The following is a 24,764-nucleotide window of genomic DNA, read 5'->3' as shown; positions in this document are numbered from 1 at the left end:
GAAAACCATTTTTATACATGGGTAAGAAAATGAATCAGACCATTCGCAATGCCACTATGTTGATACGCCAGGTGCGTGTGACGCCGATCGCGTTTCGTGACCCACCTTTGCTCAATGCCAGCGGTATTCATGAACCATGGGCACTGCGCAGCATCATAGAAATCGAAATTGCCGATGGTCGCGTCGGTATTGCCGAAACCTATGGCGACCAGCCCATGCTGAAGGTGCTGGAACAAGCCAAAACCTTGCTGGCAGACCTGACGCCATTTGACCTGAACTCCATGGAAGTACGTGTACGCAAAAACATCGTCTCTACCGGTGGCGGGGCAGGGGTGCAGATAGAACTGGCACCCGGCTCGCATACCAATAAAAATGCCGACAAGGTCATCAGCGCGCTGGAAGTGGCCATGCTGGATTTGCAGGGCCAGATACTGGGTTTGTCTGTTTGCGACCTGTTGGGTGGTACCGTTCGCGATGCGGTACCGTATAGCGCCTATCTGTTTTACAAATACGCCAAACACGTAGACAACCCTTATCCGGCTGATGCCTGGGGCGAGGCGCTGACACCAGACCAGATCGTCAGGCAGGCACAGACCATGATTGCCCAATACGGTTTTAAAAGCATCAAACTGAAAGGTGGCGTGATGGAACCGGTGCAGGAAATTGCCGCCATCAAGGCACTGCGTGAGGCTTTCCCGACCTTGCCATTGCGGCTGGACCCGAACGCCAACTGGTCGCTGGAAACCAGTATCGCTGCGGCGAAAGAGTTGGATGATCTGCTTGAATATTATGAAGACCCGACCCCCGGTCAGATAGGCATGGCCGAACTGGCAAGGCATTGCGATGCGCCACTTGCCACCAATATGGTGGTCACGACGATGGAAGAATTCAAGCGCAATGCGTCAACCCATGCAGTCGAAATCCTGCTTTCTGATCACCATTACTGGGGCGGCCTGCGTGCCACGGTGTCACTGGCGCGCATGTGCGAGGTATTTGGCATGGGCATGTCCATGCATTCAAATTCTCACCTTGGCATCAGCTTGATGGCCATGACCCATGTGGCGGCTGTCATTCCTGGCCTGACCTATGCGTGCGATACCCATTACCCCTGGCAGGAAGAAGATGTCATCAAGGGTGGGCGGGTGCGCTTTGTTGATGGTTCGGTGCCGGTACCGACTACGCCTGGACTGGGTGTGGAAATTGACCAGGTCAAACTGGCGGTACTACATCAGCAATATCTGGAATGCGGCATACGCAACCGTGACGACCTGGGACAGATGCGCAAATATGATCCTGATTTCAAAGGTGCCAGCCCACGGTTTTAATGAAATACTGTTAGTACCAATAAAAAAGAGAAAATACATGAGACAAGCAAAAAAATTATGGTCAGCCACGCTGCTGGCAATCGCCTTGCCCCTCGCTGTTACTTCTGCTGTTGCCAGCGCTGCGGCGGCAGATGTGCACTGGGTAGCATCCTGGGGTACGGCCCAACAAGTGCCGGAGCCGGACAATATGTTGCCCGCAGAGCGCTGGCGCGAATCCAGCCTGCGCCAGATTGTGCGCGTCACGCTGGGTGGCAGCCGTGTGCGCGTGCGCTTCAGTAATGTGTATGGCACGACGCCGCTGTTTATCGAAGCTGCGAGTCTGGCCCGCGCGGTTGCTGCAGGCAAGACCGATGTGGAGGCATCCAGTCTGCAACAATTGAAGTTTGCCGGTCGCAACAATGTCATGATACCGGCAGGTGCCGAATACTATAGCGACCCGGTGAACTTGCCACATGCCGCAGCATCGGATCTGGCCATTTCCATGTATTTCAAGGGCGAACCGGTACGCCAGACCAGCCACCCGGGTTCACGCGCCAACAGCTTTTATATCAAGGGCAACCGCATTCTGGAATCGGCCTGGGCTGATGCCGGCAAGGTCGCACACTGGTACCAGATTGCCGATGTCGAAGTGCAGGCACCGCGTAGCGTCGGTGCCGTGGTGGCGATAGGCGATTCGATTACCGATGGTGCTGGTTCCACCACCGATGGCAATGATCGCTGGCCAGACCAGTTGTCCGCCCGTTTGATCAGGGAAGGCGCACCAGCCATGGGTGTGATCAATGCTGGCATAGGTGGTGGACGCATGCTGCGCGACGGTACCGGCCCCAACCTGGCATCCCGTTTTGAACGCGACGTGATTGCCCGCAGTGGTGTCACGCATGCCATCGTCATGATAGGCGTCAATGATCTGGGTGGGCAGCACCGCAATGGCGACGACGTGCCGGAAGCGCGCAAAAAGATCATCGAAGACTTGCTGACCGCCCATATTCAACTGGTGGAACGTGCCCATGCACACGGCATCTGCGTCATTGGTGCGACCATCACCCCATATATGGGCAGTGACTACTATCGTCCGAATGCATCCAATGAAGAAGACCGCCAGGCTATCAATAGCTGGATACGCACATCTGGCGTGTTTGATGCCGTGGCTGATTTCGATGCCGCCATTCGTGATCCAGCACAGGTGGAACGCATGCGCAAGGAATATGACACGGGCGATTTCCTGCATCCATCAACAGCAGGTCTTCGCGCCATGGCCCATGCAGTGCCCTTGCCGGCATTGCAGAAGTGTGTGATTCGCCAGTAAGGTTTTTCAGCTTCCTGCTTCCTGCTTCACTCAAGCCGCCGCCATACTATTGAATAGGATTTTCGGTAGTGCTGCGGCTTGCCGCCAATATGCATCAATACGCATTTGTAAGACCTTTGCAAATGTGTCATGATCATACTGCTGTCTTACCCGCAAGACAGGCAGATCAAATCAATCTGCATCCGCCCCCGCCCCCTGCGCAAGATGAATGCGCAGCTTGTTACCTGATGGAGAGCCTGGCTTGCGCCCATTGAAACGACTATTTCTGCTTGTTTTGGTTTCTGGCCTGACCTCTGTCGCGCTGGCTGGCACCGTGTATAAATCCGTGTCGCCAGACGGGCGCGTCGTGTTCAGCGACCAGCCACCCAAAGAAGGCCGTCTGGAAAAAGTCATGCAGTTCAAGGACCAGCCCAGTAGCGAAATCCCTGCATCCAGCCTGTCTTATATTGAACGCCTGAAAAAAGCACGTTCTGCTCCCAGCCCAACTGCCGGGAAAGAGCCTGTGCTGTATTCCGCCAGTCGGTGTGGTTACTGCAAGCAGGCCAAATCCTATCTGTCGGGCAAAGGCATCTCATATCGTGAAGTGGATATTGACACCAGTTACGGCAAGACAGCGTTTGCCGAAGCCGGTGGTGGTGGCGGCATACCGCTGATGTTGGCCGGTAACAAGCGCATACAGGGTTTCACGGCGCAAGCCTATGACGAATTCTTTGCCAGCAAGGATTGATGGGTCTCTGATGCTGCATGCTATACATGCCACAGCAAGTTTTTAAGCAAAAATAATCCAGCCGCGTTAACATGGGTGCCTGGCTTTACAGGCCATGTAGTTCATTATTTCTTTTTATTTTCTGACTGATTATTCATGAATATCCATCTTTCCCTCATGCCTGTTCTGGCTCTGGTAGCCGGTCTTTGTATCCTGGTTAAACCCAAGCTGGTGAGTTTTATTGTGGCTTTGTATCTCATCGTTGTGGGCCTGGTGGGCATACTGGGTTTGGGGCGTTTTAATATTTTTTGATGAACATGCAGGTGGAATAGTCCACTAGCACTGTTTCATCTGCCATTTTCTGAACAGGGCAGGCATCATGACAACATCGGTATTTCCTTTGGAAGGTGGCTGCGATTGCGGGCACATACGCTATCGCATGCTGATGGCACCACTGGTTGTGCATTGCTGCCATTGCCGCTGGTGTCAACGTGAAAGCGGCGCAGCATTCGCCCTCAATGCCATGATAGAAGCTGAACAGGTGCTCAACCTGGGCGGTGAACCAGACGTGGTCGATACCCCGTCAAACAGCGGTGCCGGGCAACAAATTGCCCGTTGCCCGCAATGTAGAATTGCCGTCTGGAGCAACTATGCAGGCGCTGGCCCGCTGATGAAATTTGTGCGCGTCGGCACACTGGATCAGCCCGATCATTTGCCACCCGATATGCATATTTTTACCGAATCCAGACAACCCTGGGTCAACCTGGCCGGGGACATACCCGTATTTGCCGAATACTATGACCGCACACAATACTGGTCAGCCAGCAGCCTGGCAAGGCGGGCAGCATTGCTGCCGCAGATAGAAGCGTATCAGGCCGCGCGCAAGAAATAGTATTCAGACCCACTCGGTGCAGTAAAGAAAATTGCTGAAAAAATATCCCCGTTAGCGCAAAAGGCTAACGGGGATATTTTAACTACGTTCTTAGTTAAAACTGGCCGAGCTGGTATTGGTATTCGTCAACGTCTGTGTCTTGAAGTTGACGGTGAAACGATCGCTAGGCTTGCCTGATCCCAGTCCTTTCAAAATACTGAATACCTGCTTGAACTGATTCTGGAAAACCACATTGACCGGATTCTGGTCTGAGGGTTTGCCATCCAGCACACTGATGGCAGCAGGGCTGGCAGGGAAGGCATTCATCAGCACCTTGTACTGCTTGACCCTGTCTGTACCCATATCACGCAAGGCCAGTTCACCCGCATACACGGTACGGTGGAAGTCACCATAAAACTCATATGCCGTTATTTTGGCAAAATCATCCAGTTTGTAACCTGCGGCGGTGGCCAGCTGTGTCGCTTTGGCCGTTGCCACAGTCCAGTCAGCCGTCAACTGGCTGGCAGATACCGGTGTGCCGCTGACGCTGCCTTTAGACATACAGGTGGCTGTTAAAGGCAAGACACCGGGGATGTCTTTCAATTGCGCGAAAGTGACCTGGGTTTGCAATTGCGACAGGATCAGCATCTGTTTTGCATCGAGGCTGGAAGCAGCTTCTTTCATTTCGCAAGGCCAGTATTCATCCATGAAGCGCAGGCGCGACAGTTCACCAAAATAGAAGCGGGTAAATTCGCCGTAGGATTTGGTGGCAAGAATATCCTTGCTCCAGCGCTTGCTGATATCGGCAGCAAGGCTGCTGTTTTGCAGGTAATCGTACTCGGTCTGGTAATACTTGAAGAGTTCGTTATAACGTGCCACATTGTTCAGCGACACGGTTTCGATATCGACAGTATCCTGGTCTTTGTATTTGACGATCTTGTAGGCGGCACCAAATACGGCTAATGACGGCGATTGCACATTGACGAAATAATTACCGGACGCATCCTTATAGTCATTGGTGCCATTGAAATGCATGTGGCCACCCATATGCAACTGCATGCCGGTTGCTGCCAGTGCCGTGGTCGTGGCCAGGTCCGGCACGCGGGTCACCTGGAAGGCGCCAGATTTGAAGACGGCTTTCATGGCATCGGTCTGATTCGCATAAAAATCCATGGTCGGATAATGCGAGAACGCAATCAGGCGCTTGCCCTGCGACTTTGCGCGTGCGGTAACGGTCTTGATCCACGCCAGCAAGTGCTTTTTATGCGTCAGCACCTTGTTCCAGCCAGCATTGCCTGCACCGTCAAAACCTTTGAATGCCTTGGCATTGACCGGGTCAAATGCGCTGTTGGGGATGTGGACATTGGCATCAATTGACAATAACCATACACCCTTGACAGGCTCCACCAGATAGCTGGAATCGATAATGCTGGTGCATTTGGTAAAGGATTTGCCCAGGGTTTTTTCACCGTCGGCCTTGTAACTGCCACCTTCGCCTTCGGCGCAAATTTCAAACTGGCGATTTTTCACATCGGCGCTGGTGACAGCTGCATCATAGCTATATGCAGCGCTGCCATAGTTGGAAAATGGGGTTTCCCAATACACGTCAGCCTTGTTGGGCATGTAGCCAAACTCACCCAGTTGGGCGATGAGCTTTTCATAGCCCAGCTCCATCAACTGGTTGGTACAGGCCACCGTGGGGTCCAGCGATTTACAGCCAGAATAATTGACCGCAAAGACTTTTTGCTCTTTACCTTCTGCTGTCAGAAAGTCGCTTTTGCCAGCTTCGTCATCATCATAAGGTTCATTTGGGTCATGATTGCCAGGGGCGATAAAGAAACGCATGCCTTTGGTCTGGTATTCCTTCAGGATCGCCGCTATGCCATCAATATTCACTGGCTGCGCATCATCCGAATAATCGCCTGACAAAGCAACCAGCCGTATGCCACGCGCATACGCATCATCCAGCGCACCACGGAAAGCAAAATAGTTTTCGTTAAACAGGCGGGTAGAGGTCAATTGCGCATACATGGTACGGATGGTCGCAAATTTGCCGTCACCGGTCGGGATACCAGAAAACTTGGCATTCTTAAGGTCACCGTAGACATTTTCAAAATGCACGTCAGACATGACGGCAACAGCAGGTGTTTCAGCCTCGGTTGCTGGTGCTGCTGTATCTTTGCTGTCACCGCAGGCAATCAATGCCAGCGGCAAGCAGAATGAAAGCAATTGCTTTGCAGCTCTGCCTTCATTTAAAAAACGAAGATTCATGGTAGTTCCTGTCACAGGTTTGATGGGCACAGCTATGTCATTTGTGCCGGCGCGTGGTACGGATAGAAGACTGTTGTATGACGCTAAAGAATAGAAAAATTAGCCATATCCAGTAGTCGAGGATTGTAAAGTTGCTTAATGACAAGCTTGTGACGATGGTGACCCTATATTAAGCGGCGAGCGGCTTGAGCCTGAACCTGATGGAATTTGCTGATTTGTTGCCATAGGGGAAATTTGATAGATGCCTGATCAAGTGCAGGCGGGCATAGGCAGAAAGGTTCAGCATCTGCACATGCAAGAAGTGACAAAATTGTGATGTCGAGAATGCAAATAAATGGAAATTTATGTATGCCAGGATAGGGGCCTGAATTATAATTTCTTAACATTCCACATAGGTAAAGAGCAAAGTGTTTTTTGAAATAAAATGTAATTGCCTGAATTGCCTGAATTGCCTGAATTGCCTGAATTGCCTGAATTGCCTACCGACTTATAAAAACTGCCTCATGAATAAATCACTGCTGTCTGCCATTTTTTGTCTGAGTATTTTCGCGTCTGGCGCTGCACATGCCGAAGTTCGTAAATGCGTCACCAGCACAGGCGAAACGATCTATACCGACCAGCCCTGCAACGCCAAAGTCGGCGCTGTCGCCACTGAAGTGAAAAGCGATGGTGCCTTGCGCAAGATCAGCTCTTTGCAAAAAGAAAAAGATACCGGTAAAAGCTGCTGGGTGCTGACACATCGTTATCAGCAATGTAGTACCAGCGTTGACAGCGTGCTCATGACCAATTTCAAGGAAAATTGCGAATCACCGACGAACAAATTTATCAAGGATAGCAATGCGGAAGCCGACACCGGCTACAAGAAAACCTACCGCGATAACCGCTACAGCCGTGAACAAACGCCAGACGCAGATGATCTGGAATACAGCCACCGCTACGTCAACAAAAGCCGCGCCGTTCTCCAGTGCGAGGTATTGCAAAAAGATATGTGGAACTATCTGAAAAACAATTTCAGCGAAAAAATACCGCAGGCAGATGCCAAAGGCATTGAATACCGTTTGCTGGGATTACCCGATCCTTCTGCCAGTGAAGCTTCGTATAAAAGAAAGCGTTGAGAATCGCTCAGAAGCGACAATAAACCTGATCAGAAAACGATGAATGTAAAAATGGCTTGCTATACAAATATAGCAGGCTATTTTTTTGCCTGTCATTTTGTTAAACAGCACACCAGCTACTAATTTCTGAGTGGTAATCTGATCACAAAATAAAACCTGATTGACAAGTCTTTGTGTTATCAGGAATACTTTCTTAAATGTTATCTACTCGGTAGCTTGTCCCGAGAAACTGTTTAGTCGAAAAATCTCCATGTCCAGCTACGCCAAGCATGCATCTAACAAGAACAATGGTACGCAAGCCACTCAACTGAATGCTTCAGAAGTGCGGCAAAGTAGCGACGCCGTGGTAAATTTTCAAGACGATCGCCCTCAGGCAACTGCACAGCGACAAATACAGACTCTTGCAAATAATAGTTCTCGTGCCTTGCAGTTAAAGGCGGCGCAACAGCAGGCAAATCTGAGCCCGCAAGCAAGCCGGTTGGCTGGCATACAGGCGCTAGCCAATCAGCATACAAGTCAGTTACAGCACAATCTGGCCTCACAGCAAAAAAACGCTAACCCTGCGACACCAGTTCTTAAGCCAAATAATACTGGTCTTCCCAACCAGCTCAAGGCGGGCATAGAAAATCTGTCAGGTCTGAGCATGGACCATGTTCATGTGCATTACAACTCGGCACAGCCCGCACAATTGCAAGCCCATGCTTTTGCAAGCGGAAGCGACATACATCTTGCACCAGGCCAGGAGCAACACCTGCCGCATGAAGCCTGGCACGTGGTGCAACAAGCTCAGGGGCGGGTATTGCCCACTACGCAGATGAAGGGTAACGTGCCGGTAAATGATGACAGAGGGCTTGAGGCAGAGGCAGATGTCATGGGGGCGCGTGCTTTGACGCATGGTGCTTCAGTAGCTTCTTTGCAGCGTGCAGACAACAGTGCTTTGGAGTCGCCAGCTTCCCATAATCAGGGTGGCAAATTGGCTGCAACATCTGTCCAGCTCAAATTTGATGGTCATAGCACCATGAGGGATATGAAAGTTGCACTTAATAATTATCCCGATGCAGTGCAGGCGTTGGAATTGCGGGAAGTGCACGACCTGATTGATCCGTATTTGACTATGGTATCCAATCACTATCCAACCAAACTTAGTGCAAAAGACCCTACAAAGGTTGAAATAAAGAAACCCATCAAGAGCTACGATATTGAATACCTGTCCAAATGGATTCTGAAGATAAAAGATTTCTATTATGGACAAAAGAAAAGCGAAGAAGGATTTGGGATCGATCATTCTTCTCTTCCATCACTTACCAAGCAACACAACGATAACTGGCAAAAATTTGTCAAAAACAGACTTGACAAAATCAGCTTGGGTAAGTTTAACAAAAGTAAGTTAAATAGCTTAAGGTTAAATGCTGAAGCCGCAGCAAAACGACTTGACGGAGAAGACCCGACGACTGCATCTGCAGACAGAGATATAGTCAATGCATTTGCCGAATATGTATATAACAAAGCGCAAAGTCCAGATATAAAACCTTCCATTCCTGTTTGGAGCACTGAAAGTCAGTACAACACGGGTACCAGGGTGCATGCCACTTACTTTCCTGGCTATACGATGATGAAAGGTAGCGGGTCAATCATCAAAACACCGATAGACTGGTTTTATGAAAGTCGCGTCAAAGATGGTGGAAGTGCTTATTACATCAAAGGTCATTTGCTTAACGATCATGTTGGCGGGGTCGCCAAAAATTACAACTTGTCACCACTCAAAGATAATCGCAATAAAGAACATGAAGCGGGTATCGAGCATTACTTGAAAGACGCTGTTGGGCAGATGACAGATGAACATTCCAAACAGGTTACGCCGACATATAACAAAATTGAATATACAACAGAACTTGGTGCACAGACTGGGCCTAGATCAAATACCTTGCTCTGGGAAAGTGCGCTTAACTATTGGAACCAGGTAAAAACCACAGATGCTGTTAGCTACCAGTCCACTACGCTTGACGATGTTTTAAAAGACAAGAATGTACCGGTTAATGTAAAAACCGCGATCCAGACCTGGAGTATTAACTATCAGGATTACACCATGAAAGACTTGTTTTCATGGGTTAAAACATCGGCCTTGTTACTTGAGACTGAGGATTATCTGGTGCGCGATTGGACGGTGCATTTGCGCTTGTCCTATTCGAATAATAAAGTGGAAGACAGATTTGTTGTTTTAAAAAATGAAAAAATTGATGGCGACAAAGTATCTGTTAAAGAACGTTTATATAAAGATACCAAAGGCGTCGGAAATATTGTCAAAGATACCGACAAGTATCACAAGGACAGGCCAACAGCGATCAAACATTTTATTCATAATCTTGGCGAGACTGATCGTCTGGGCCTCACTGAATTTATTTCAAGCCATCAGCTACATCCAGGTTTCGATATCATGGATATGGACCTGGTCGAGCAGTCACCCGACATCGGGATACGGCTATTGTCTGAATATGACACTTATGTGAAAAATTTACCCTCAGAGAATAAGTCACTGAAATCGGAGAATGATGAAATAAGTCTCAAATATAAAAAAGTAAAAAGAGAGAAAAGACGTTTGACGAGAGAAAAGGTGAGTAACCAATCTGACATGAAACTTGTCATGAAGCGTCAAAGCGTTATGCAAAACTTGAAAAAGAATCCAAGTACGAAAGTTATCGGACGGACTTTACTGGAATTCAAAAAGATAGATAGCGTTGATGGTACTGCGAATATTCTTGAAGAAGGGTTTAAGTTTTTATTGGATAGCAGTCTGGAGGAGACAGAAAAATTTGAACGCAGGTTCAACAGAAGAATAAAAAAGGAGGAAAAAGAATCTGTTGAAATAAGAAAACGCAAAAGAAACAGTGACGGACCGATACGAAAACGTAAAAAAATAGAAGTGATCGATGATGATAATGACGAGGTAATCGCCAACAAACTGCCGTTAGAGGTAAGGGCTTTTATCAATCATCATTGCCAAGGTTTTTTCATCTTGGATGGTACGGAAGATGTTGGCACGGTAAACGAATTTGTCAGACTCTATAGGCTGATTGAGTCAAAACAGTTGAACTATGATGAATACAATAATGAAGAACAGCAGATATTCCTGAAATGGAAGAATGCAAGCCCACTGGGCTGGGTCAAAAATGGCTATTTATTGTCAATGGGTGTCAAGCAGCTCATTAATAGCCATATCTCAAAAGGAAATCAGTTCAAATCCGGGGATCTGCAACCTGATCACTCTAAAGATGTATTAAAGTTCAAGTGGCTATATACCAACCATCATAATTTACATCTGGACCTTTTTCATAAGAGTGAAAAATCCTTGCTGGAGAACTGGATGTACGCACCTGCATTGAAATGGTTGGGATAAGAGCGCCAAGCTCCAGTTTTTTCTATTTCATCAACAGGTTAAGACACTTCCGATAAGGATACTGCAATCAGAGGGCAAAACCAGTTTGCTGGAAATTGTTTTCCTTATTTTGCAGGAAGCGCGGTATTGCTTCCTGCAAAACCGACGTTTATACAAAGTGGCAAACGTAATCCAGCGTATCAATGGTTTCAATTTCAAAACTGGAATTGGCCGGTACATTGAATTGTTGGCCGCCTTCGTAGGTGGCCCATTCTACTTCACCTTTGAGGCGGATGCGGCATTTGCCGGCGTTCAGTTCCATGATTTCTGCGGCAGCGGTGTTGAATACCAGGCTGGATGGGAAGATCACGCCTATGGTTTTTTTGCTGCCGTCAGCAAACAACACGGTGTGGGATACGCATTTGCCGTCGAAATACAGATTGGCTTTTTTGACGACGCTGACTTGATCAAATTGGGTAGACATGCTGGATAGCTCCGAAAAAAAAGACCCGCACAAATCAATGAGCGGGTCTGGAATAGATAAAAGTCTAAAAGATTACTGACCGCGTTTTGCGCGGGCATTGGCAGCAATACGCATGCGCAATGCATTCAGCTTGATGAAGCCGCCAGCGTCTGCCTGGTTGTAGGCGCCGCCATCTTCATCAAAGGTTGCGATGTTCATGTCGAACAGCGAATCGGTTTTGGAATCGCGCGACACGGTGATGACATTGCCCTTGTACAGTTTCAGGCGTACCCAGCCATTGACGGTGTGCTGGGTGTGGTCGATCAGCGTTTGCAGCGCGACGCGCTCTGGTGCCCACCAGTAGCCGTTATAGATCATGCTGGCATAACGTGGCATCAGGTCATCTTTCAGATGGGCGACTTCACGGTCCAGGGTGATGGATTCAATGGCGCGGTGGGCGCGCAGCATGATGGTGCCACCCGGGGTTTCGTAGCAGCCGCGTGATTTCATGCCAACGTAGCGGTTTTCAACCAGGTCCAGACGGCCAATGCCGTGCTTACCACCCAGGCGATTGAGTTCTGTCAGCACCGTTGCTGGCGACATGCGTACGCCATTCAGCGCGACGATGTCGCCGCGTTCAAATTCTACGTCCAGGTATTCTGGCTGATCTGGTGCTGCTTCCGGGCTGACGGTCCAGCGCCACATGGATTCTTCGGCTTCGGCACTTGGGTTTTCCAGGTGGCGGCCTTCAAAGCTGATGTGCAACAGGTTGGCATCCATGGAGTAGGGGGCGCCACCGTTCTTATGCTTCTGGTCGATGTCTATGCCTGCATCTTCTGCATATTTCATCAGTTTTTCGCGGGACAGCAAATCCCATTCACGCCACGGGGCGATGATCTTGACGCCTGGCATCAGGGCATATGCACCCAGTTCGAAACGAACCTGGTCATTGCCTTTGCCGGTCGCGCCGTGGGAAATGGCATCGGCACCGGTTTCTTTGGCGATTTCGATCAGGCGTTTGGCGATCAACGGGCGGGCGATGGAAGTGCCCAGCAGGTATTCACCTTCATAAATCGTATTGGCGCGGAACATAGGGAACACGAAATCGCGCACGAATTCTTCACGCACATCATCAATATAGATGTTTTCAGGTTTGATACCGAACTTGATGGCCTTGGCACGCGCCGGTTCCAATTCTTCGCCCTGGCCCAGGTCGGCGGTAAAGGTGACGATTTCGCACTGATAATTATCTTGCAGCCATTTCAAAATGACAGAGGTATCCAGACCGCCCGAATAGGCGAGGACGACTTTTTTAATATCGCTCATGATGTGCTTTCAAAATTAAACTAACTTTATGCTGAAGACCTAAAAGCTCACCACAGAGGCACAGAGACACAGAGAAAGGCATGAGAAAAACATCATACATTTATCTGCGACTTAGCTCCTACGATTACTCTTAATTTGATCTTGCCGCTTCCAATATAAAACGATTACAGAGACATTGAATTAAGACACTCTTTATTGACGTAGATTAAATCTCAATTTTGACAAGATTTTCTCCTGTTTTTCTCTGTGTCTCTGTGCCTCTGTGTTGAGAGGTCTTTTCTTAAAATGACAAACTCAGCGAATTTCACCCACAACCAAAAATTCCAGCAAGGCTTTTTGCACGTGCAGGCGGTTTTCGGCTTCGTCCCATACGACTGACTGCGGGCCGTCGATCACACCGGCAGATACTTCTTCGCCACGGTGGGCCGGCAGGCAATGCATGAACAGGGCGTCAGGGTGGGCGCGGGCCATCTTCGCTTCATCGACGATCCAGCCATCAAAAGCTTTCAGGCGTGCCTGGTTTTCATCTTCATAACCCATGCTGGTCCAGACATCGGTATTCACCAGATCCACACCGGCACAGGCGTCAGACGGGCTGTCAAACACGGTGTACTGTGATTTGTCAGCGGTGACCTGTGACATGTCCATGTCATAGCCCTTGGGCGTCGAAATATGCAGGTGGAAGTTGAATACCTGTGCAGCCTGCAGCCAGGAATACAGCATGTTATTGGCGTCACCTATCCACGCCACTTTTTTACCGGTGATGGAGCCACGGTGTTCTATATAAGTAAACACGTCGGCCAGTACCTGGCAGGGGTGGTGTTGATTGGTCAGTCCATTGATGACAGGCACGCGCGAATTGGCGGCGAAGCGCTCTATCATTTCCTGTTCGAATGTACGGATCATGATGATGTCGCACATGCGCGACATGACCTGGCCTGCATCTTCGACCGGTTCACCACGGCCCAGTTGACTGTCGCGGGTATTGAGGTAAATTGCGGCACCGCCCAACTGGTGCATGCCGGCTTCAAAAGACAGGCGGGTACGGGTGGAATTTTTTTCGAACACCATCACCAGGGTTCTATCCAGCAAAGGGTGATAGGTCTGGTAAGCCTTGAAACGCTGCTTGATGATGCGGGCACGCTGCATCACGTATTCAAATTCGGACAGCGAAAAATCGGAGAACTGCAGGAAATGTTTGATAGCCATAAATAAAACGGGCAGCAAGTTGAGCTTGCCGCCGCTTGTCATAACTGCTTAATTATAAGGGATTAATTCGTCTTTCCCATATTAAATTCTGGGTAGAGATTAATCCTGTCCATTTTACGCAGTTTTTTGCTTTCAGGCATTAATTTATTGCCATATGTGCAATGACTCTTGTAAACTTGCCGATTTTATTTCCCACATAAAGAATTTCAACATGTAACAGTTATTGCATTTCCTATTTGAATACAGTCAGCAATTTGTGAATTTTCGTCAACTAACTGGCATTGCGGACTGATTTGTTTACACTCAAATATATTGCAGTAAACGCACAAAAATGGATTTCGTATTTAACAGAATTTAACGATTCCGCAAACTGCAACCAATAGTGTTTGTTTTTGCAGCGGCCCCGGATTGCTTCAGCAGGTGGGGCAGATATGACAAACACATGTTATCCAACGCATTAATAAAAGTAGATAAATTATGAGCGCACTGTTAGCCGGACTTACCGTCCTGATTATTGGCGATAGCCATATGTCCACCCCTGATTATCTGATCACGACCCTGCATGATGATCTGATGAGCAAGGGCGCTGTCGTGTATTCCTTCGGTGCCTGCGGTGTTGCCGCCGGTGACTGGATGGTGAAAAGCCAATCGCCATGTGGCGGTGCGGCGCGTATCAAGGATGGTCCGGTAGAAGTGAAGACTGGCCAGGATGCAGTGACCCGTCCCTTTAATGAACTGGTTAAAACATATAAACCGAATCTGGTAGTTGTCGTCAATGGCGACACCATGGCGTCGTATGCCGCACCAGAACTGCCGAAAACCTGGATCTGGCAACAAGTGACACGCCTGACCAAGGGCGTTAAAAACAATGCAGTGAGCTGCGTCTGGGTCGGCCCTGCATGGGGTACCGAAGGCGGCAAGTTCAACAAGACTTTTGCACGTGCCAAGGAAATGTCTGGCTACCTGTCTGAAATCGTTGCGCCTTGCACCTATGTGGATTCTCTGAACATGTCCAAACCAGGCGAATGGGCTTCGGCTGATGGTCAGCATTTTGACCTGGCTGGTTACAAAGCCTGGGGTACGGCGATAGGCAATGCCATTTCTTCGCCAGCCGTTTTGCAAAACATTAAAAAATAAATAAAACCGGATCACCCTTAATCATGAAAAAACTGATCGTTGCCTGTCTGGGCTCTATCTTGGTGGTGGCGGCGCATGCCGCTGACAATCCTTTATATGAAACCGGTCCTGCCCAGGATTCTTCCTTTGTGCGTTTCCTCAATGCCAGTGAAGACAAGGCCAGTGTGGTGAATGGCGCTGCGAAAGTGGCGCTGGCAGCACAGGGCGACGCCAGGGTGTCCCGTTTTTATCCGGTCAAGGCTGGTGCCAAGCTGGCTGCCAATGTGCAGGTAGGCACTGCAAAAACAGCAGTGGAAGTGGTGGCCAAGCCAGGTGAATTTGTCACCGTTGCCATCATCAGTAAGGGCACAGGCATAGAAACCGTCATCATCAAGGACACACCGACGGATTTCAATGCCAGCCGTTCTTCAGTCGCCTTGCTGAACCTGGATGCCAGCTGCGCCGTTGCTGGTCTGAATGTGGCAGTAAAAAATACCCCAATACTGGAAGCCGTTAAACCAGCTACGCTGCAACGTCGCCTGGTGAACCCCATCAGCCTGAAAGCGCAAGCCATGTGCGATGCGAAAGAAGAAGGCAAGGGCGTTGACCTGGGGCAGTTGCAAGCCGGTGAACGTTATAGCGTTGTAGTCATGCCGGGCAAAAAAGGACGTCAGACCTTCTTTGTCCGCGACAGTACTTCCTGATCCACGCTAAGCACAGGCACGATCCATGGTATTTGCGTCTTTAGAGTTCCTGACTCTCTTCCTGCCACTGTTCTTTGCTCTCTACCTGGTCACTCCCCAGCGGTTTCGCAATCACACCCTGCTGGTGGGGAGCTGGCTGTTTTATGCCTGGTGGACGCCAAAGTTCCTGGTATTGATCATTGCTCTGACTGTCTTGGCCTGGGCCGCAGCCATCTTGATCGACAAAACCAGCAATGAACGCAGCAAGACCCGCATCATGGCGGCTGCCATTGTGCTTAACCTGGCGTCGCTGGTCTGGTACAAGTACACCAATATGCTGGTGTATTCGCTCAATACCATCCTGACTGGCCGTGACATGCCCACCATCCCGTGGGAAAACCTGATGTTGCCGATAGGCCTGTCCTTCACGGTCTTGCATGCGATTTCATATATCGTCGATGTACGGCGTAAAACCGTACCGGCGCAATACAGCATTATTTCTTTCAGCGCCTATATGGCGATGTTCCCGCATCTGATTGCTGGCCCGATTGTGCGTTACAAGGTCATCGATACTGAATTGCGCGAGCGAGTTTTTTCTATCGACAAATTTGCCGCCGGTGTACGCCGCTTCATGGTCGGTTTTTCGATGAAGGTACTGATTGCCGACACCCTGTCGCCCATCGTCACACTGGCATTTGGTTTGCACAATCCAAGCTTGATCGATGCCTGGACGGGTTGTGCCGCCTATACCCTGCAACTGTATTTTGACTTTGCCGGGTACAGCGCCATGGCAATCGGCCTGGGCCTGATGCTGGGTTTCGATTTTCAGGAAAATTTCAACAACCCCTATCTGTCCGTGTCGATACAGGATTTCTGGCGTCGCTGGCACATGACACTGTCTTCCTGGCTGCGTGATTATCTGTATATCAGCCTGGGCGGTAACCGTCACGGCGCGGGCCGCACCTATGTCAACCTGATGCTGACAATGGCCATAGGTGGTCTGTGGCACGGCGGCGAAAACTGGAATTACCTGATCTGGGGCATCATCCACGGCTCGGCCCTGTGCTGTGACCGCATGTTTACCCAGCGTGGGTTATCCATGCCCAATTATCTGTCCCGCACGCTGACCCTGCTGGTTGTGATGCTGGCCTGGACCGTGTTCCGGTCCGATAGTTTTGCGACGGCGATGGATTTGTGGGCTGGTCAGTTCGGCCTGCATGGTGTTGCCATGGGCGACGCCATTGCTCTGGCATTGCGTCCCAGTATCGTGCTGACCTTTGTGCTGGGCCTGATCTGCGTCGTCTATCCGGCTACGGTCATCGGCAAGCGCGGTGGTCTGGGCTTTGCTGGCTGGAGCATGACTTGGCCCGTGCTGACCTTTGCTTATGCCGTTGTGGTACTGGCCGGGCAAAAGGCCATTCCCTTCCTGTATTTTCAGTTTTAGGAGGCGATCATGAGTGAGTGCTTTACCTTTGATCCCAAAAAAGCCGGCTGGACCCGTTTTTTGCCGGTGACGGCCTTTGCCGTCATCATGCTGGGTGGCCTTGCGGTGACCCAGACTTCTCTGCGTGATGTGCCTGCCGACCGCTGGAAGGGGATTGATAATCCCACGCGCCTGCTTGATGGTGAGGCCACCCGCCAGTTTTCTGCGCAACTGAACAGTTACTTCCTGCTCAGCAAACCATTCGCAAAAATTGAACGTGGCGTGACCTGGCTGCTGGCTGGCGATACCGGTGTATCGGTGCGCAAGGGCTGTACCGACTGGCTGTTTTTGACGGATGAACTGACTCCTTTCGCCAATGCTGCCGACAATGCCGCCGCCAGGGCAAAAATCATCACCCAGACTGCCAGCGATCTGCAAAAACGCGGCATCAAACTGGTGGTGGCCGTCGTACCCGACAAGACCCGGATCGAACATGATCATTTGTGTGGACTGCATCGCCCGCCCGGTTTTGCAACACGGGTGGACGACTGGGTAAAAATCCTGACAGCCAGCAAGGTCGATACCCTGGACTTTACGCCAACACTGGCCGCCATGACGGAAGAACGCTATTACCGCAGCGATTCTCACTGGAATGAACACGGTTCCAACGCTGCCGCCAAGGCCCTGGCAGAACATTTGCAGGCGCTGAACCTGGTAGATAAACCCAAAGCCTCACCCGACCCCAAAGCCATACAATCATCCAGGGTAGAGCGTTCGGGCGATCTGATGCGTGTCTCCAACCTGGAAGGCTTGCCAGCCTGGGTACGCCCGGCAACCGAAGTCACGCAGATCAGCAAGGTGGCCCCCGTTACTGTCGCCAGTGATGACCTGTTTGGCGACGCCGGTTTGCCACCAGTGGCACTGGTAGGCACGTCCTTCAGCCGCGCTTCGAATTTCTCCCCTTTCCTCAGTCAGCACCTGGGTTCGCCGGTCGCCAACCTGGCCAAGGATGGCGGTGATTTCGATGGCGCAGCCTATGCCTACCTGAATAGCAACGAATTCAAAACCCAGGCCCCCAAAGTGGTCGTTTGGGAAGTACCAGAACGCATGCTGCCCAAGCCCTTGTCTGTATCAGAAAAAAAATGGCTGGCGTCATTGGGACCAAAGACTTGATGTGGCGGGCGATTTTCAAAACGGAAATGGATAGTGTGCTCAGTGGCCCTTTAGGCTCTTACCCGGACAGGGATGAATTTCAGATAGCGCGTATGCTGGTCTGGGTTTATTACCTTGATGGGGATGAACGTGCATTACAGCTATCGAAGGCCAATGGCATTTTTCCCGCAATTCAGGCAGACATCCCAAAAGTAGAAGTCATGGCAAGCCGGGTTAGTGGCGAAAATACGAAGGTGATAGGCATATCCATCAAGCCAGATGGCAGCACGATATATACATGCAGGCAAGACGACCATGAAGACAGCATTGACATCGTCCGTACGGTTGCTGGTAGGCTGATGCTTCGTTGATGTTTTAAATTGAAGCCAGCAGCATGAAGCTTGAAATGCAAATAAAAAAATTGTCGTTTTATCTCGTTTAGACTTAGCTCTAAAAATAGAGACGCCTTGAAGCTTTATTAATTCTTTTGGTGCTCAGTTGAGATAGACGGTAAATGCCACAAAAATCCAAAGCTGTTTGGATGCCTATGATAGTTGTAATGTGCTTCTTCCTTGAAAGACATAACACTTCATTGACTTGTCAGAAAAGGCGCTGAAGACGACTGGTTTTTTTAGGTAGGGATTGTATTTGCTTAAGAGATACAATATTTTTCATGACAGGCTTGCTTAACGCCTCAGTACATTTGCAATTCTTGTAGCATCTTTCCCCGGAGGTTGCCCGAATTCGCGCAAATACTCCCGGCTGAATTGAGTTGAACTTTGATAGCCTACCTCATGTGCGGCGGCGGTAACGCTGTATCCGGCGGCCACAAGCAAAGTGCGGGCGTTCAGCAATCGAATTTGCTTCTGATACTGGACCGGACTGAGCGTTGTCGCCGACTTGAAGTGCCGGTGAAACGCAGATACGCTCATCGCAGCCCTGTTCGCCAGGTCTTCCACACGCAGTGGCAGCGTATAGTCGCGCCGGATCTGCTGGATAGCCAGGTTGACTCTGGAAAGTGCGGAATCAGGCAAGGCGATGTCGCGCAGCATCCATCCCATAGGCCCCTGCAATACGCGATAAAGAATTTCACGCTCATACACCTGTGCCAGCGCAGGGATATCGGCAGGATGATCCATGAGCCGCAGCATTCGTACCCAGGCATCAAGTAATTCCGGCGTCACCGCCGCAACAGAAAAACCTGCTTCCCTTGCATTAAACCTGTTGGCAGTATCAGGCAGGTCGCCCAGCAGATTGGCAATCGTGCTGGCTTCCAATGTCAAACTGACAGCAAGATAGGGCGCACCCGTATCTGCCGGGTGGACCACGCCTGCTGCGGGAAGATCAACAGACATCACAAAATAGGTTGCCGGATCATAATGCAGGGTCCGTCCCCCTACAGTCATGGATTTGCTCCCTGTAAGAATCAGATTGATCATGGGGTCATAGACGGCTGCCAGCTGGTGCTCAGGAATGGCACCCTGCACCATGGCAACGCGCGGAATACCTGTTTCTGTACGCCGGTTTTCGGCATGAGCGGCCAGGGTTCGAAGTTCATTTAACTGTTGTTCCATGCACAGATTAAACCCCAGCTTGAGGTGTGTTGGCAATGCAAAAGCAGGATCAGGCAGGATTGGGCAGGATTAGAGCATGAAATGGCAGGCCCGATTCTGCACGGATGCCTATCATGGTGGCTCTTTTACATATCTCTCGGAGCTACAAATGAACATCGTCATCATCACCGGCGGCAGCCGCGGAATCGGCTCCAGTACTGCCCTGGAATGCGCACGCCGTGGACTGGGCGTCATCCTCACCTACCATAGCCAGGCGGCCAAAGCGGAAGAGGTGGTTGGCCAAATCGCCGCTGCTGGCGGCAAGGCCACTGCCTTGAAACTGGACGTTGGCGACGTGCGTGCTTTTGCCGGTTTCCGTAGTACAGTAGAGCGCACTCTGGCCAGCGTTTGGGATAGCAGTGAACTTGCTGGCCTTGTGAACAATGCAGGCCATGGCCTGTACAACCCCATCGAAACCGTTACCGAAACACAGTTCGATGATTTGATGAATGTGCATCTGAAGGGGCCGTTCTTTCTTACGCAGACACTGCTGCCGCTGATGAAGAAGGGCGCAAGCATCGTCAACCTGACCAGCGCAACCACGCGGGTTGCGACTGCGGGTGTGGCACCGTACGCCGCGTTCAAGGGCGGGCTGGAAGTGCTCACCCGTTATATGGCCAAGGAATTTGGCGAACGGCGTATCCGCGTCAATGCAGTATCGCCTGGTGCCATACGTACTGAGCTCGGAGGCGGGCTGAACGATGAATTCGAAACACTTCTGGCATCCCAGACCGCTTTGGGGCGGGTTGGTGAACCAGAGGATGTCGCTCGCGTTATTGCAGGTTTGCTGACGCAAGACAGCGGCTGGATCAATGCGCAATCCATCGAAGTTGCCGGCGGCTACAACATTTAATACGAAGAGGGCAAAATCATGCTGGATCATATCTTTCTTTCGGTCAGTGACATTGACCGTTCCATCGCCTTTTACACTGCCGCACTGACACCATTAGGTATCGTCAATCGCCTTGACTACGATGGCAAAAACGGCCCGCCGGGCCACCCCGACCTGAAAGGATTCGGGGCGAACGGACGCGTGTTCTTTTGGCTACGCGAAGGCGTCGTTGAAGGCCAGGCAGCACACGTCGGATTTGTCGCTCGCGACCAGCACGAAGTGAACGCCGCCTATGCCGCTGCCATGGCGGCTGGCGCGACCGACAATGGTGCACCAGGGGCGAGGCTTCATTATGACCCGCGTTACTACGCCGCCAATGTGCGCGACCCGGATGGCTACAGCCTGGAGTTCGTCTACAAAAGTTGGCAGCACGGAGAAAATGATGGCAACTAAATCATTGGCAACTGAAGCGATGGAAATCACGACTTTCTACTTGTCAGCGGGCGTAACGATGAAAGACTTTATCGCGGCAAACAGTGATGTTGATGGCTGGCTACAGCATCAACCCGGTTTTATTCTGCGACGCATTTGCCAGAGTGCAGATGGCCTGGTGACTGACATGCTACTGTGGAAGTCAGCCAGGGATGGTGAACGTGCCGCCAGCGGAATCGTCACAGAACTCGCACACTCACCCGTTCATGCGGCGATCGACCAAGCTACGGTAAACTGGTCTGTCAACGTGTGTCGACATCGTTTGAACTGAAGAGGGCGATGCAAGTCCTTCCGAAAAACTGTATGCATTCATTCATGGCGAGGCTGGAGACAGTCTTGACATAGCCAGGATAGTTAATGGTAAGCTGATGCTTCTTTCCTGTATTATATTGAAGCCTGTAGTATGAAACCTGAAATACAAACCAACAAAATCGTTGTTTTATCCGGTTCTGGCATTAGCGCAGAAAGTGGTTTGCCGACTTTTCGTGATGCAAATGGATTGTGGAAATCTTACTCGTGGGAAGAAGTAGCCAGCCCAGCAGGCTGGGTAGCCCATCCAGAGCTTGTGCTCGAATTTTATAATGAGCGACGCGCACTGGCTGCTCGCGCCGAACCCAATGAAGCACACATTGCACTTGCCAAATTGCAGTCGGCATATGAAGTCGTTGTGATTACTCAAAACGTCGATGACCTCCATGAACGCGCAGGGTCCACCAACGTCATACATGTGCATGGTGAACTGACCTATGCCCGTGGCACATCTGACGCCCGCAGGCGCTATCGTATCGGCGATGCACCCATCACTATCGGGCAATTATGTGAGGACGGCACCCAGCTTCGCCCGGATATCGTCTGGTTTGGTGAAGAGGTCCAATATATGACCGAAGCGCGGCAACATATAGCCACTGCGGCCAAAGTGCTGGTCGTGGGAACATCCTTGACCGTCTTCCCAGCCGCTTCATTGGTCAAGTCCGCACGTGGCAGGGCAGAGAAGTTACTGGTCGCGCTGGACATGGAAAGCCTGCCTTTCGGCTTCACATTCTCGCGTGGTCGGGCAACCAATATTATTCCGCATCTTTGCGAGCGGTGGCTTAGTACACGCTAATTAAATTAATGCAGGATAAAGTAAGTACCTGACTTCCACGATGGATTGACTTTTAAAAACGTATTGAATTTTTCTTCATGGCTTCTATTCGACAGCAATTGACCATGTTTGTGCCAGCGCATGCTGCGGCTGAACTGGAACACGTGCGCAGCATTGTTGATCCTGTACAAAGCAGCCTGATCCCGGCACACATCACACTTTGCCGTGAAGATGAAATCGTCGATTTCTCATCCATCAGGCAAAGGCTGCAACATCTGGCATTCCCACCCATCACCCTGACGTTTGGTGCACCCGAAGTATTTTTGGGGCATGGCCTGATACTGCATTGCATTGAAGGAGAACAGGCTTTTCTTCAATTGCGTGAATACATTCTGGCCTCAGACAATATCAAGATTCAACGCCCACATCTGACCCTGGCCCACCCAAGAAACCCGAAAGCCTCTGGTAATTCACTGGCAGCGGCCGCCAGCCTGTCCAATCCTCTACAGATCAGTTTCACCAGCATTTACTTGATAGAGCAAGAAGGCACAAGCCCGTGGCGGGTGTTGGAGACATATGTCTTGCTGAAAAATCGGTGACCATACCCGGATTGAACGAGACGGGAAGAATATTTATCTTGTCCAAGATCCGGATGGCAGGAAAATTGAAGTCATGTAAGCCAAGCATGTAACACTGCTTTGCTTGTAGCCCACTCGCCAACCAGCGTTTTCTGGCGAGAGTGGGCCTGTTACATCACCTGACTTTTTCAATCTCTGCCAGTGCCGCATTGAGTTGCGTATCTTTGCCCGCCCTGAAGTCATCTATTTTTGTGTGGATCAGCTTGCCAGGTTGTACGCCTACGCCGACAAACGCCTTGCCGTCGATATAGCTGTCTTTTTTGGTACAGATGCGGGCACTGCCGCCACCGGGCATGCTGATCATTAATGGTTGGCCTGTGCTTCCGCCGGTAGGTTCGCCAATGATCAGGCCACGCTTCATGCTGTCAAAGGCAACGGCGAAATCTTCAGCGGCGGAAAAGGTTGATGCGCTGGTCAGGACCATGACTGTGCCGTGATAGGCGCGCTCTGGATCTGGCTGGTTTTTTTCGTCGGCAAAGTCATGCATGGCTTGCTTTTCGCCCCATGCCCGCTTTGCGGGCTTATAGTCGCGGGTGGCGGCATGGCTGCCGTCAAAGGGTGGCGTCCCCAGGGTTTGCAATACTCTGTAGCCTACGTCAGTATCACCGCCACCGTTTTTCCTCACATCGAAGATGATTGCCTTTGCCTTGGCAATTTCTGCATAGGCTTTGATGTATTCGTTGGCCGCGGTATTGTCACCAAAAGAGTTGAGTTCAACGTAGGCAACATTATTGGCTAACATGCGCCAGTTGAATGCCGGCCTGGGTGTCGCAAACTTGCGCCGGGTTGTGGTATTAATACGCTTGATGTCGATGGAAAGTGTCTTGCCCTGCGGGTCTGCGACAAGCATTTTCACTGGCGTGTCCAGGTCACCAAGCAACAGTACATAATTGTAGAGCCGGACATCCATGTCTTGCGGGGTAGACGCACTGATATAGGGGGCTACTGTTTTTTGTAAATAGGCTTTGATATCCTGCCCATCCGCAGTCAGTATCTGATGACCGGGCAAGATGCCGCGTTCGCGCAATGCAGGATCAAGCACGTCCGTGATGATGACCTTGTCTTCCATCAATGTGGCGCGTAGCGGTACGGTGCCCCACACATCGTTGTATAGGATGGTTGGTGGCATGACATTGGTATGTCCATCTTGTAGCAAGGCGCACATTTCCATCAGAATCTTGTAATAGTCTGCCGTGTTTTTTGCTGCGCGTACCTTGGGCAGATAACGCAGATAGACGGCATCCCAGTCCAAATCCATCAGTTTGTTGGTGTATACAAAATTGTATTTCACTTCAGACCAGAATTTGGACAGGCCAGCTATTCTCTCGTCTTCACTCAATTGTTCAGCATAAGCGCTATCCCACACTGGTGATGACCAAAGACGGGCTTGCCGGGCGGCTTCTTTCCTGGTTTTTTCGATTGTTTTTTGCCAGCGCGGATCGTCATGCAGGCTGTCAAAATCGCTGTCCTTAAGCATGTGATCAACATTCAGGTAACCAGCACCGATGGCCACATCCAGCCATTTGAAGGCATCGTCTTTCGCCCCGCTCAATGCGTGCAGGCAGGCAATGTCGTAAGGCAGTTCATGCGATGCAGGGACAAGTTCATACGCCTTGACCAGCAATTGCACAGCATCTGCATAACGTTTATCAAGCCGGGCGACGTCACCTGCCTTGTAGTATTCCCGTGCCTGCCTGAGGGCTGGATCAGTGGTTTTTGTCTGTGCCAGGCTGGCGGATGAAGGAACCATGTTCAAGCTGGCTATG

The 24,764-nt window shown here is 50.5% G+C and carries 23 protein-coding genes; 17 read left to right on the top strand and 6 right to left on the bottom strand.

Going from position 1 to position 24,764, the window contains the following annotated elements; translation table 11 throughout:
- The first annotated feature begins 29 nt into the window (after positions 1-29).
- The 5 genes from H8L32_RS16175 (at position 30) to H8L32_RS16155 (ending at position 4,229) form a co-directional block, all read left to right on the top strand.
- On the top strand, positions 30-1,325 hold the full coding sequence (locus H8L32_RS16175) for a glucarate dehydratase family protein (protein WP_230412264.1): 1,296 nt from the start codon (positions 30-32) through the stop codon (positions 1,323-1,325).
- 37 nt (positions 1,326-1,362) lie between these two features.
- Entirely contained in the window at positions 1,363-2,631 is a 1,269-nt protein-coding gene (locus tag H8L32_RS16170; protein WP_186948298.1) for an SGNH/GDSL hydrolase family protein, read from the top strand.
- A gap of 208 nt (positions 2,632-2,839) precedes the next feature.
- Entirely contained in the window at positions 2,840-3,358 is a 519-nt protein-coding gene (locus tag H8L32_RS16165) for a glutaredoxin family protein (protein WP_186948297.1), read from the top strand.
- A gap of 135 nt (positions 3,359-3,493) precedes the next feature.
- Positions 3,494-3,649: a DUF3096 domain-containing protein gene (locus H8L32_RS16160; protein WP_186948296.1), complete on the top strand. Its 156-nt coding sequence runs from the start codon at positions 3,494-3,496 to the stop codon at positions 3,647-3,649.
- Between the two features lie 67 nt (positions 3,650-3,716).
- A complete protein-coding gene (locus tag H8L32_RS16155) occupies positions 3,717-4,229 on the top strand; it encodes a GFA family protein (protein WP_186948295.1) in 513 nt (170 codons plus the stop codon).
- A gap of 90 nt (positions 4,230-4,319) precedes the next feature.
- Here the strand turns inward: H8L32_RS16155 and H8L32_RS16150 are convergent, their stop codons facing one another.
- Positions 4,320-6,479 carry a metallophosphoesterase family protein gene (locus tag H8L32_RS16150; protein WP_222619386.1) on the bottom strand — a complete coding sequence of 720 codons (2,160 nt, stop codon included), beginning with the start codon at positions 6,477-6,479 and terminating at the stop codon, positions 4,320-4,322.
- A 503-nt stretch (positions 6,480-6,982) separates the two neighbouring features.
- Here H8L32_RS16150 and H8L32_RS16145 point away from each other — a divergent pair.
- Together H8L32_RS16145 and H8L32_RS16140 are read left to right on the top strand one after the other, a co-directional pair.
- Positions 6,983-7,594, top strand: a complete 612-nt coding sequence (locus H8L32_RS16145) for a DUF4124 domain-containing protein (RefSeq protein ID WP_186948294.1) — start codon at positions 6,983-6,985, stop codon at positions 7,592-7,594.
- A gap of 250 nt (positions 7,595-7,844) precedes the next feature.
- On the top strand, positions 7,845-10,988 hold the full coding sequence (locus tag H8L32_RS16140; protein ID WP_186948293.1) for an eCIS core domain-containing protein: 3,144 nt from the start codon (positions 7,845-7,847) through the stop codon (positions 10,986-10,988).
- Between the two features lie 148 nt (positions 10,989-11,136).
- Here the strand turns inward: H8L32_RS16140 and ppnP are convergent, their stop codons facing one another.
- The 3 genes from ppnP to argF all read right to left on the bottom strand — a co-directional run bounded on the left by ppnP (position 11,137) and on the right by argF (position 13,965).
- Positions 11,137-11,451: a pyrimidine/purine nucleoside phosphorylase gene (gene ppnP / locus H8L32_RS16135; RefSeq protein WP_186948292.1), complete on the bottom strand. Its 315-nt coding sequence runs from the start codon at positions 11,449-11,451 to the stop codon at positions 11,137-11,139.
- A gap of 72 nt (positions 11,452-11,523) precedes the next feature.
- Positions 11,524-12,756: an argininosuccinate synthase gene (locus H8L32_RS16130; RefSeq protein ID WP_186948291.1), complete on the bottom strand. Its 1,233-nt coding sequence runs from the start codon at positions 12,754-12,756 to the stop codon at positions 11,524-11,526.
- Positions 12,757-13,050: 294 nt separating this feature from the next.
- The gene (gene argF / locus H8L32_RS16125; protein ID WP_186948290.1) at positions 13,051-13,965 is read right to left on the bottom strand and encodes an ornithine carbamoyltransferase; all 915 of its coding nucleotides are present in this window, start codon (positions 13,963-13,965) and stop codon (positions 13,051-13,053) included.
- 477 nt (positions 13,966-14,442) lie between these two features.
- On the opposite strand from argF, the gene H8L32_RS16120 reads away from it, so the two are divergent.
- The 5 genes from H8L32_RS16120 to H8L32_RS16100 are packed head-to-tail and all read left to right on the top strand — an operon-like array spanning position 14,443 to position 18,710.
- Positions 14,443-15,102, top strand: a complete 660-nt coding sequence (locus H8L32_RS16120; protein WP_186948289.1) for an SGNH/GDSL hydrolase family protein — start codon at positions 14,443-14,445, stop codon at positions 15,100-15,102.
- Positions 15,103-15,125: 23 nt separating this feature from the next.
- A complete protein-coding gene (locus tag H8L32_RS16115) occupies positions 15,126-15,785 on the top strand; it encodes an alginate O-acetyltransferase AlgF (RefSeq protein WP_186948288.1) in 660 nt (219 codons plus the stop codon).
- Between the two features lie 25 nt (positions 15,786-15,810).
- Positions 15,811-17,208, top strand: coding sequence for an MBOAT family O-acyltransferase (locus tag H8L32_RS16110; protein WP_186948287.1), 1,398 nt, complete (start codon positions 15,811-15,813; stop codon positions 17,206-17,208).
- A 9-nt stretch (positions 17,209-17,217) separates the two neighbouring features.
- Positions 17,218-18,360: an alginate O-acetyltransferase AlgX-related protein gene (locus H8L32_RS16105; RefSeq protein ID WP_186948286.1), complete on the top strand. Its 1,143-nt coding sequence runs from the start codon at positions 17,218-17,220 to the stop codon at positions 18,358-18,360.
- Positions 18,330-18,710, top strand: coding sequence for a hypothetical protein (locus H8L32_RS16100; RefSeq protein WP_186948285.1), 381 nt, complete (start codon positions 18,330-18,332; stop codon positions 18,708-18,710). The genes H8L32_RS16105 and H8L32_RS16100 overlap by 31 nt, the downstream gene beginning before the upstream one ends.
- A gap of 315 nt (positions 18,711-19,025) precedes the next feature.
- Here the strand turns inward: H8L32_RS16100 and H8L32_RS16095 are convergent, their stop codons facing one another.
- Entirely contained in the window at positions 19,026-19,913 is an 888-nt protein-coding gene (locus H8L32_RS16095; protein ID WP_186948284.1) for an AraC family transcriptional regulator, read from the bottom strand.
- Between the two features lie 148 nt (positions 19,914-20,061).
- Between H8L32_RS16095 and H8L32_RS16090 the strand changes: the two genes are divergently transcribed.
- The 5 genes from H8L32_RS16090 (at position 20,062) to H8L32_RS16070 (ending at position 22,959) form a co-directional block, all read left to right on the top strand.
- A complete protein-coding gene (locus tag H8L32_RS16090) occupies positions 20,062-20,805 on the top strand; it encodes an SDR family NAD(P)-dependent oxidoreductase (RefSeq protein WP_186948283.1) in 744 nt (247 codons plus the stop codon).
- A gap of 18 nt (positions 20,806-20,823) precedes the next feature.
- Positions 20,824-21,237: a VOC family protein gene (locus tag H8L32_RS16085; protein WP_186948282.1), complete on the top strand. Its 414-nt coding sequence runs from the start codon at positions 20,824-20,826 to the stop codon at positions 21,235-21,237.
- Positions 21,227-21,547, top strand: coding sequence for a hypothetical protein (locus H8L32_RS16080; RefSeq protein ID WP_230412263.1), 321 nt, complete (start codon positions 21,227-21,229; stop codon positions 21,545-21,547). Before H8L32_RS16085 ends, H8L32_RS16080 begins: the two co-directional genes overlap by 11 nt.
- 132 nt (positions 21,548-21,679) lie before the next feature.
- On the top strand, positions 21,680-22,381 hold the full coding sequence (locus H8L32_RS16075; protein WP_186948281.1) for an SIR2 family NAD-dependent protein deacylase: 702 nt from the start codon (positions 21,680-21,682) through the stop codon (positions 22,379-22,381).
- 77 nt (positions 22,382-22,458) lie between these two features.
- The gene (locus H8L32_RS16070; RefSeq protein ID WP_186948280.1) at positions 22,459-22,959 is read left to right on the top strand and encodes a 2'-5' RNA ligase family protein; all 501 of its coding nucleotides are present in this window, start codon (positions 22,459-22,461) and stop codon (positions 22,957-22,959) included.
- A gap of 154 nt (positions 22,960-23,113) precedes the next feature.
- Here the strand turns inward: H8L32_RS16070 and H8L32_RS16065 are convergent, their stop codons facing one another.
- Positions 23,114-24,748 (bottom strand): S41 family peptidase, encoded by a 1,635-nt coding sequence (locus tag H8L32_RS16065; RefSeq protein ID WP_186948279.1) that lies wholly within the window; start codon positions 24,746-24,748, stop codon positions 23,114-23,116.
- Positions 24,749-24,764 lie beyond the last annotated feature (16 nt).

Origin of the sequence: Undibacterium hunanense (genome assembly GCF_014284335.1) — a bacterium.
Taxonomy (GTDB): Bacteria; Pseudomonadota; Gammaproteobacteria; order Burkholderiales; family Burkholderiaceae_D; genus Undibacterium; species Undibacterium hunanense.
This window is presented reverse-complemented; position numbering and strand designations above follow the sequence as displayed.

Excerpts from the sequence above, each read along its gene's own strand:
- H8L32_RS16175 (WP_230412264.1), top strand. The coding sequence starts at position 30 with ATGAATCAGACCATTCGCAATGCCACTATGTTGATACGCCAGGTGCGT.
- H8L32_RS16170 (WP_186948298.1), top strand. The coding sequence starts at position 1,363 with ATGAGACAAGCAAAAAAATTATGGTCAGCCACGCTGCTGGCAATCGCC.
- H8L32_RS16165 (WP_186948297.1), top strand. The coding sequence starts at position 2,840 with ATGCGCAGCTTGTTACCTGATGGAGAGCCTGGCTTGCGCCCATTGAAA.
- H8L32_RS16160 (WP_186948296.1), top strand. The coding sequence starts at position 3,494 with ATGAATATCCATCTTTCCCTCATGCCTGTTCTGGCTCTGGTAGCCGGT.
- H8L32_RS16155 (WP_186948295.1), top strand. The coding sequence starts at position 3,717 with ATGACAACATCGGTATTTCCTTTGGAAGGTGGCTGCGATTGCGGGCAC.
- H8L32_RS16150 (WP_222619386.1), bottom strand. The coding sequence starts at position 6,479 with ATGAATCTTCGTTTTTTAAATGAAGGCAGAGCTGCAAAGCAATTGCTT.
- H8L32_RS16145 (WP_186948294.1), top strand. The coding sequence starts at position 6,983 with ATGAATAAATCACTGCTGTCTGCCATTTTTTGTCTGAGTATTTTCGCG.
- H8L32_RS16140 (WP_186948293.1), top strand. The coding sequence starts at position 7,845 with ATGTCCAGCTACGCCAAGCATGCATCTAACAAGAACAATGGTACGCAA.
- ppnP (WP_186948292.1), bottom strand. The coding sequence starts at position 11,451 with ATGTCTACCCAATTTGATCAAGTCAGCGTCGTCAAAAAAGCCAATCTG.
- H8L32_RS16130 (WP_186948291.1), bottom strand. The coding sequence starts at position 12,756 with ATGAGCGATATTAAAAAAGTCGTCCTCGCCTATTCGGGCGGTCTGGAT.
- argF (WP_186948290.1), bottom strand. The coding sequence starts at position 13,965 with ATGGCTATCAAACATTTCCTGCAGTTCTCCGATTTTTCGCTGTCCGAA.
- H8L32_RS16120 (WP_186948289.1), top strand. The coding sequence starts at position 14,443 with ATGAGCGCACTGTTAGCCGGACTTACCGTCCTGATTATTGGCGATAGC.
- H8L32_RS16115 (WP_186948288.1), top strand. The coding sequence starts at position 15,126 with ATGAAAAAACTGATCGTTGCCTGTCTGGGCTCTATCTTGGTGGTGGCG.
- H8L32_RS16110 (WP_186948287.1), top strand. The coding sequence starts at position 15,811 with ATGGTATTTGCGTCTTTAGAGTTCCTGACTCTCTTCCTGCCACTGTTC.
- H8L32_RS16105 (WP_186948286.1), top strand. The coding sequence starts at position 17,218 with ATGAGTGAGTGCTTTACCTTTGATCCCAAAAAAGCCGGCTGGACCCGT.
- H8L32_RS16100 (WP_186948285.1), top strand. The coding sequence starts at position 18,330 with ATGGCTGGCGTCATTGGGACCAAAGACTTGATGTGGCGGGCGATTTTC.
- H8L32_RS16095 (WP_186948284.1), bottom strand. The coding sequence starts at position 19,913 with ATGGAACAACAGTTAAATGAACTTCGAACCCTGGCCGCTCATGCCGAA.
- H8L32_RS16090 (WP_186948283.1), top strand. The coding sequence starts at position 20,062 with ATGAACATCGTCATCATCACCGGCGGCAGCCGCGGAATCGGCTCCAGT.
- H8L32_RS16085 (WP_186948282.1), top strand. The coding sequence starts at position 20,824 with ATGCTGGATCATATCTTTCTTTCGGTCAGTGACATTGACCGTTCCATC.
- H8L32_RS16080 (WP_230412263.1), top strand. The coding sequence starts at position 21,227 with ATGGCAACTAAATCATTGGCAACTGAAGCGATGGAAATCACGACTTTC.
- H8L32_RS16075 (WP_186948281.1), top strand. The coding sequence starts at position 21,680 with ATGAAACCTGAAATACAAACCAACAAAATCGTTGTTTTATCCGGTTCT.
- H8L32_RS16070 (WP_186948280.1), top strand. The coding sequence starts at position 22,459 with ATGGCTTCTATTCGACAGCAATTGACCATGTTTGTGCCAGCGCATGCT.
- H8L32_RS16065 (WP_186948279.1), bottom strand. The coding sequence starts at position 24,748 with ATGGTTCCTTCATCCGCCAGCCTGGCACAGACAAAAACCACTGATCCA.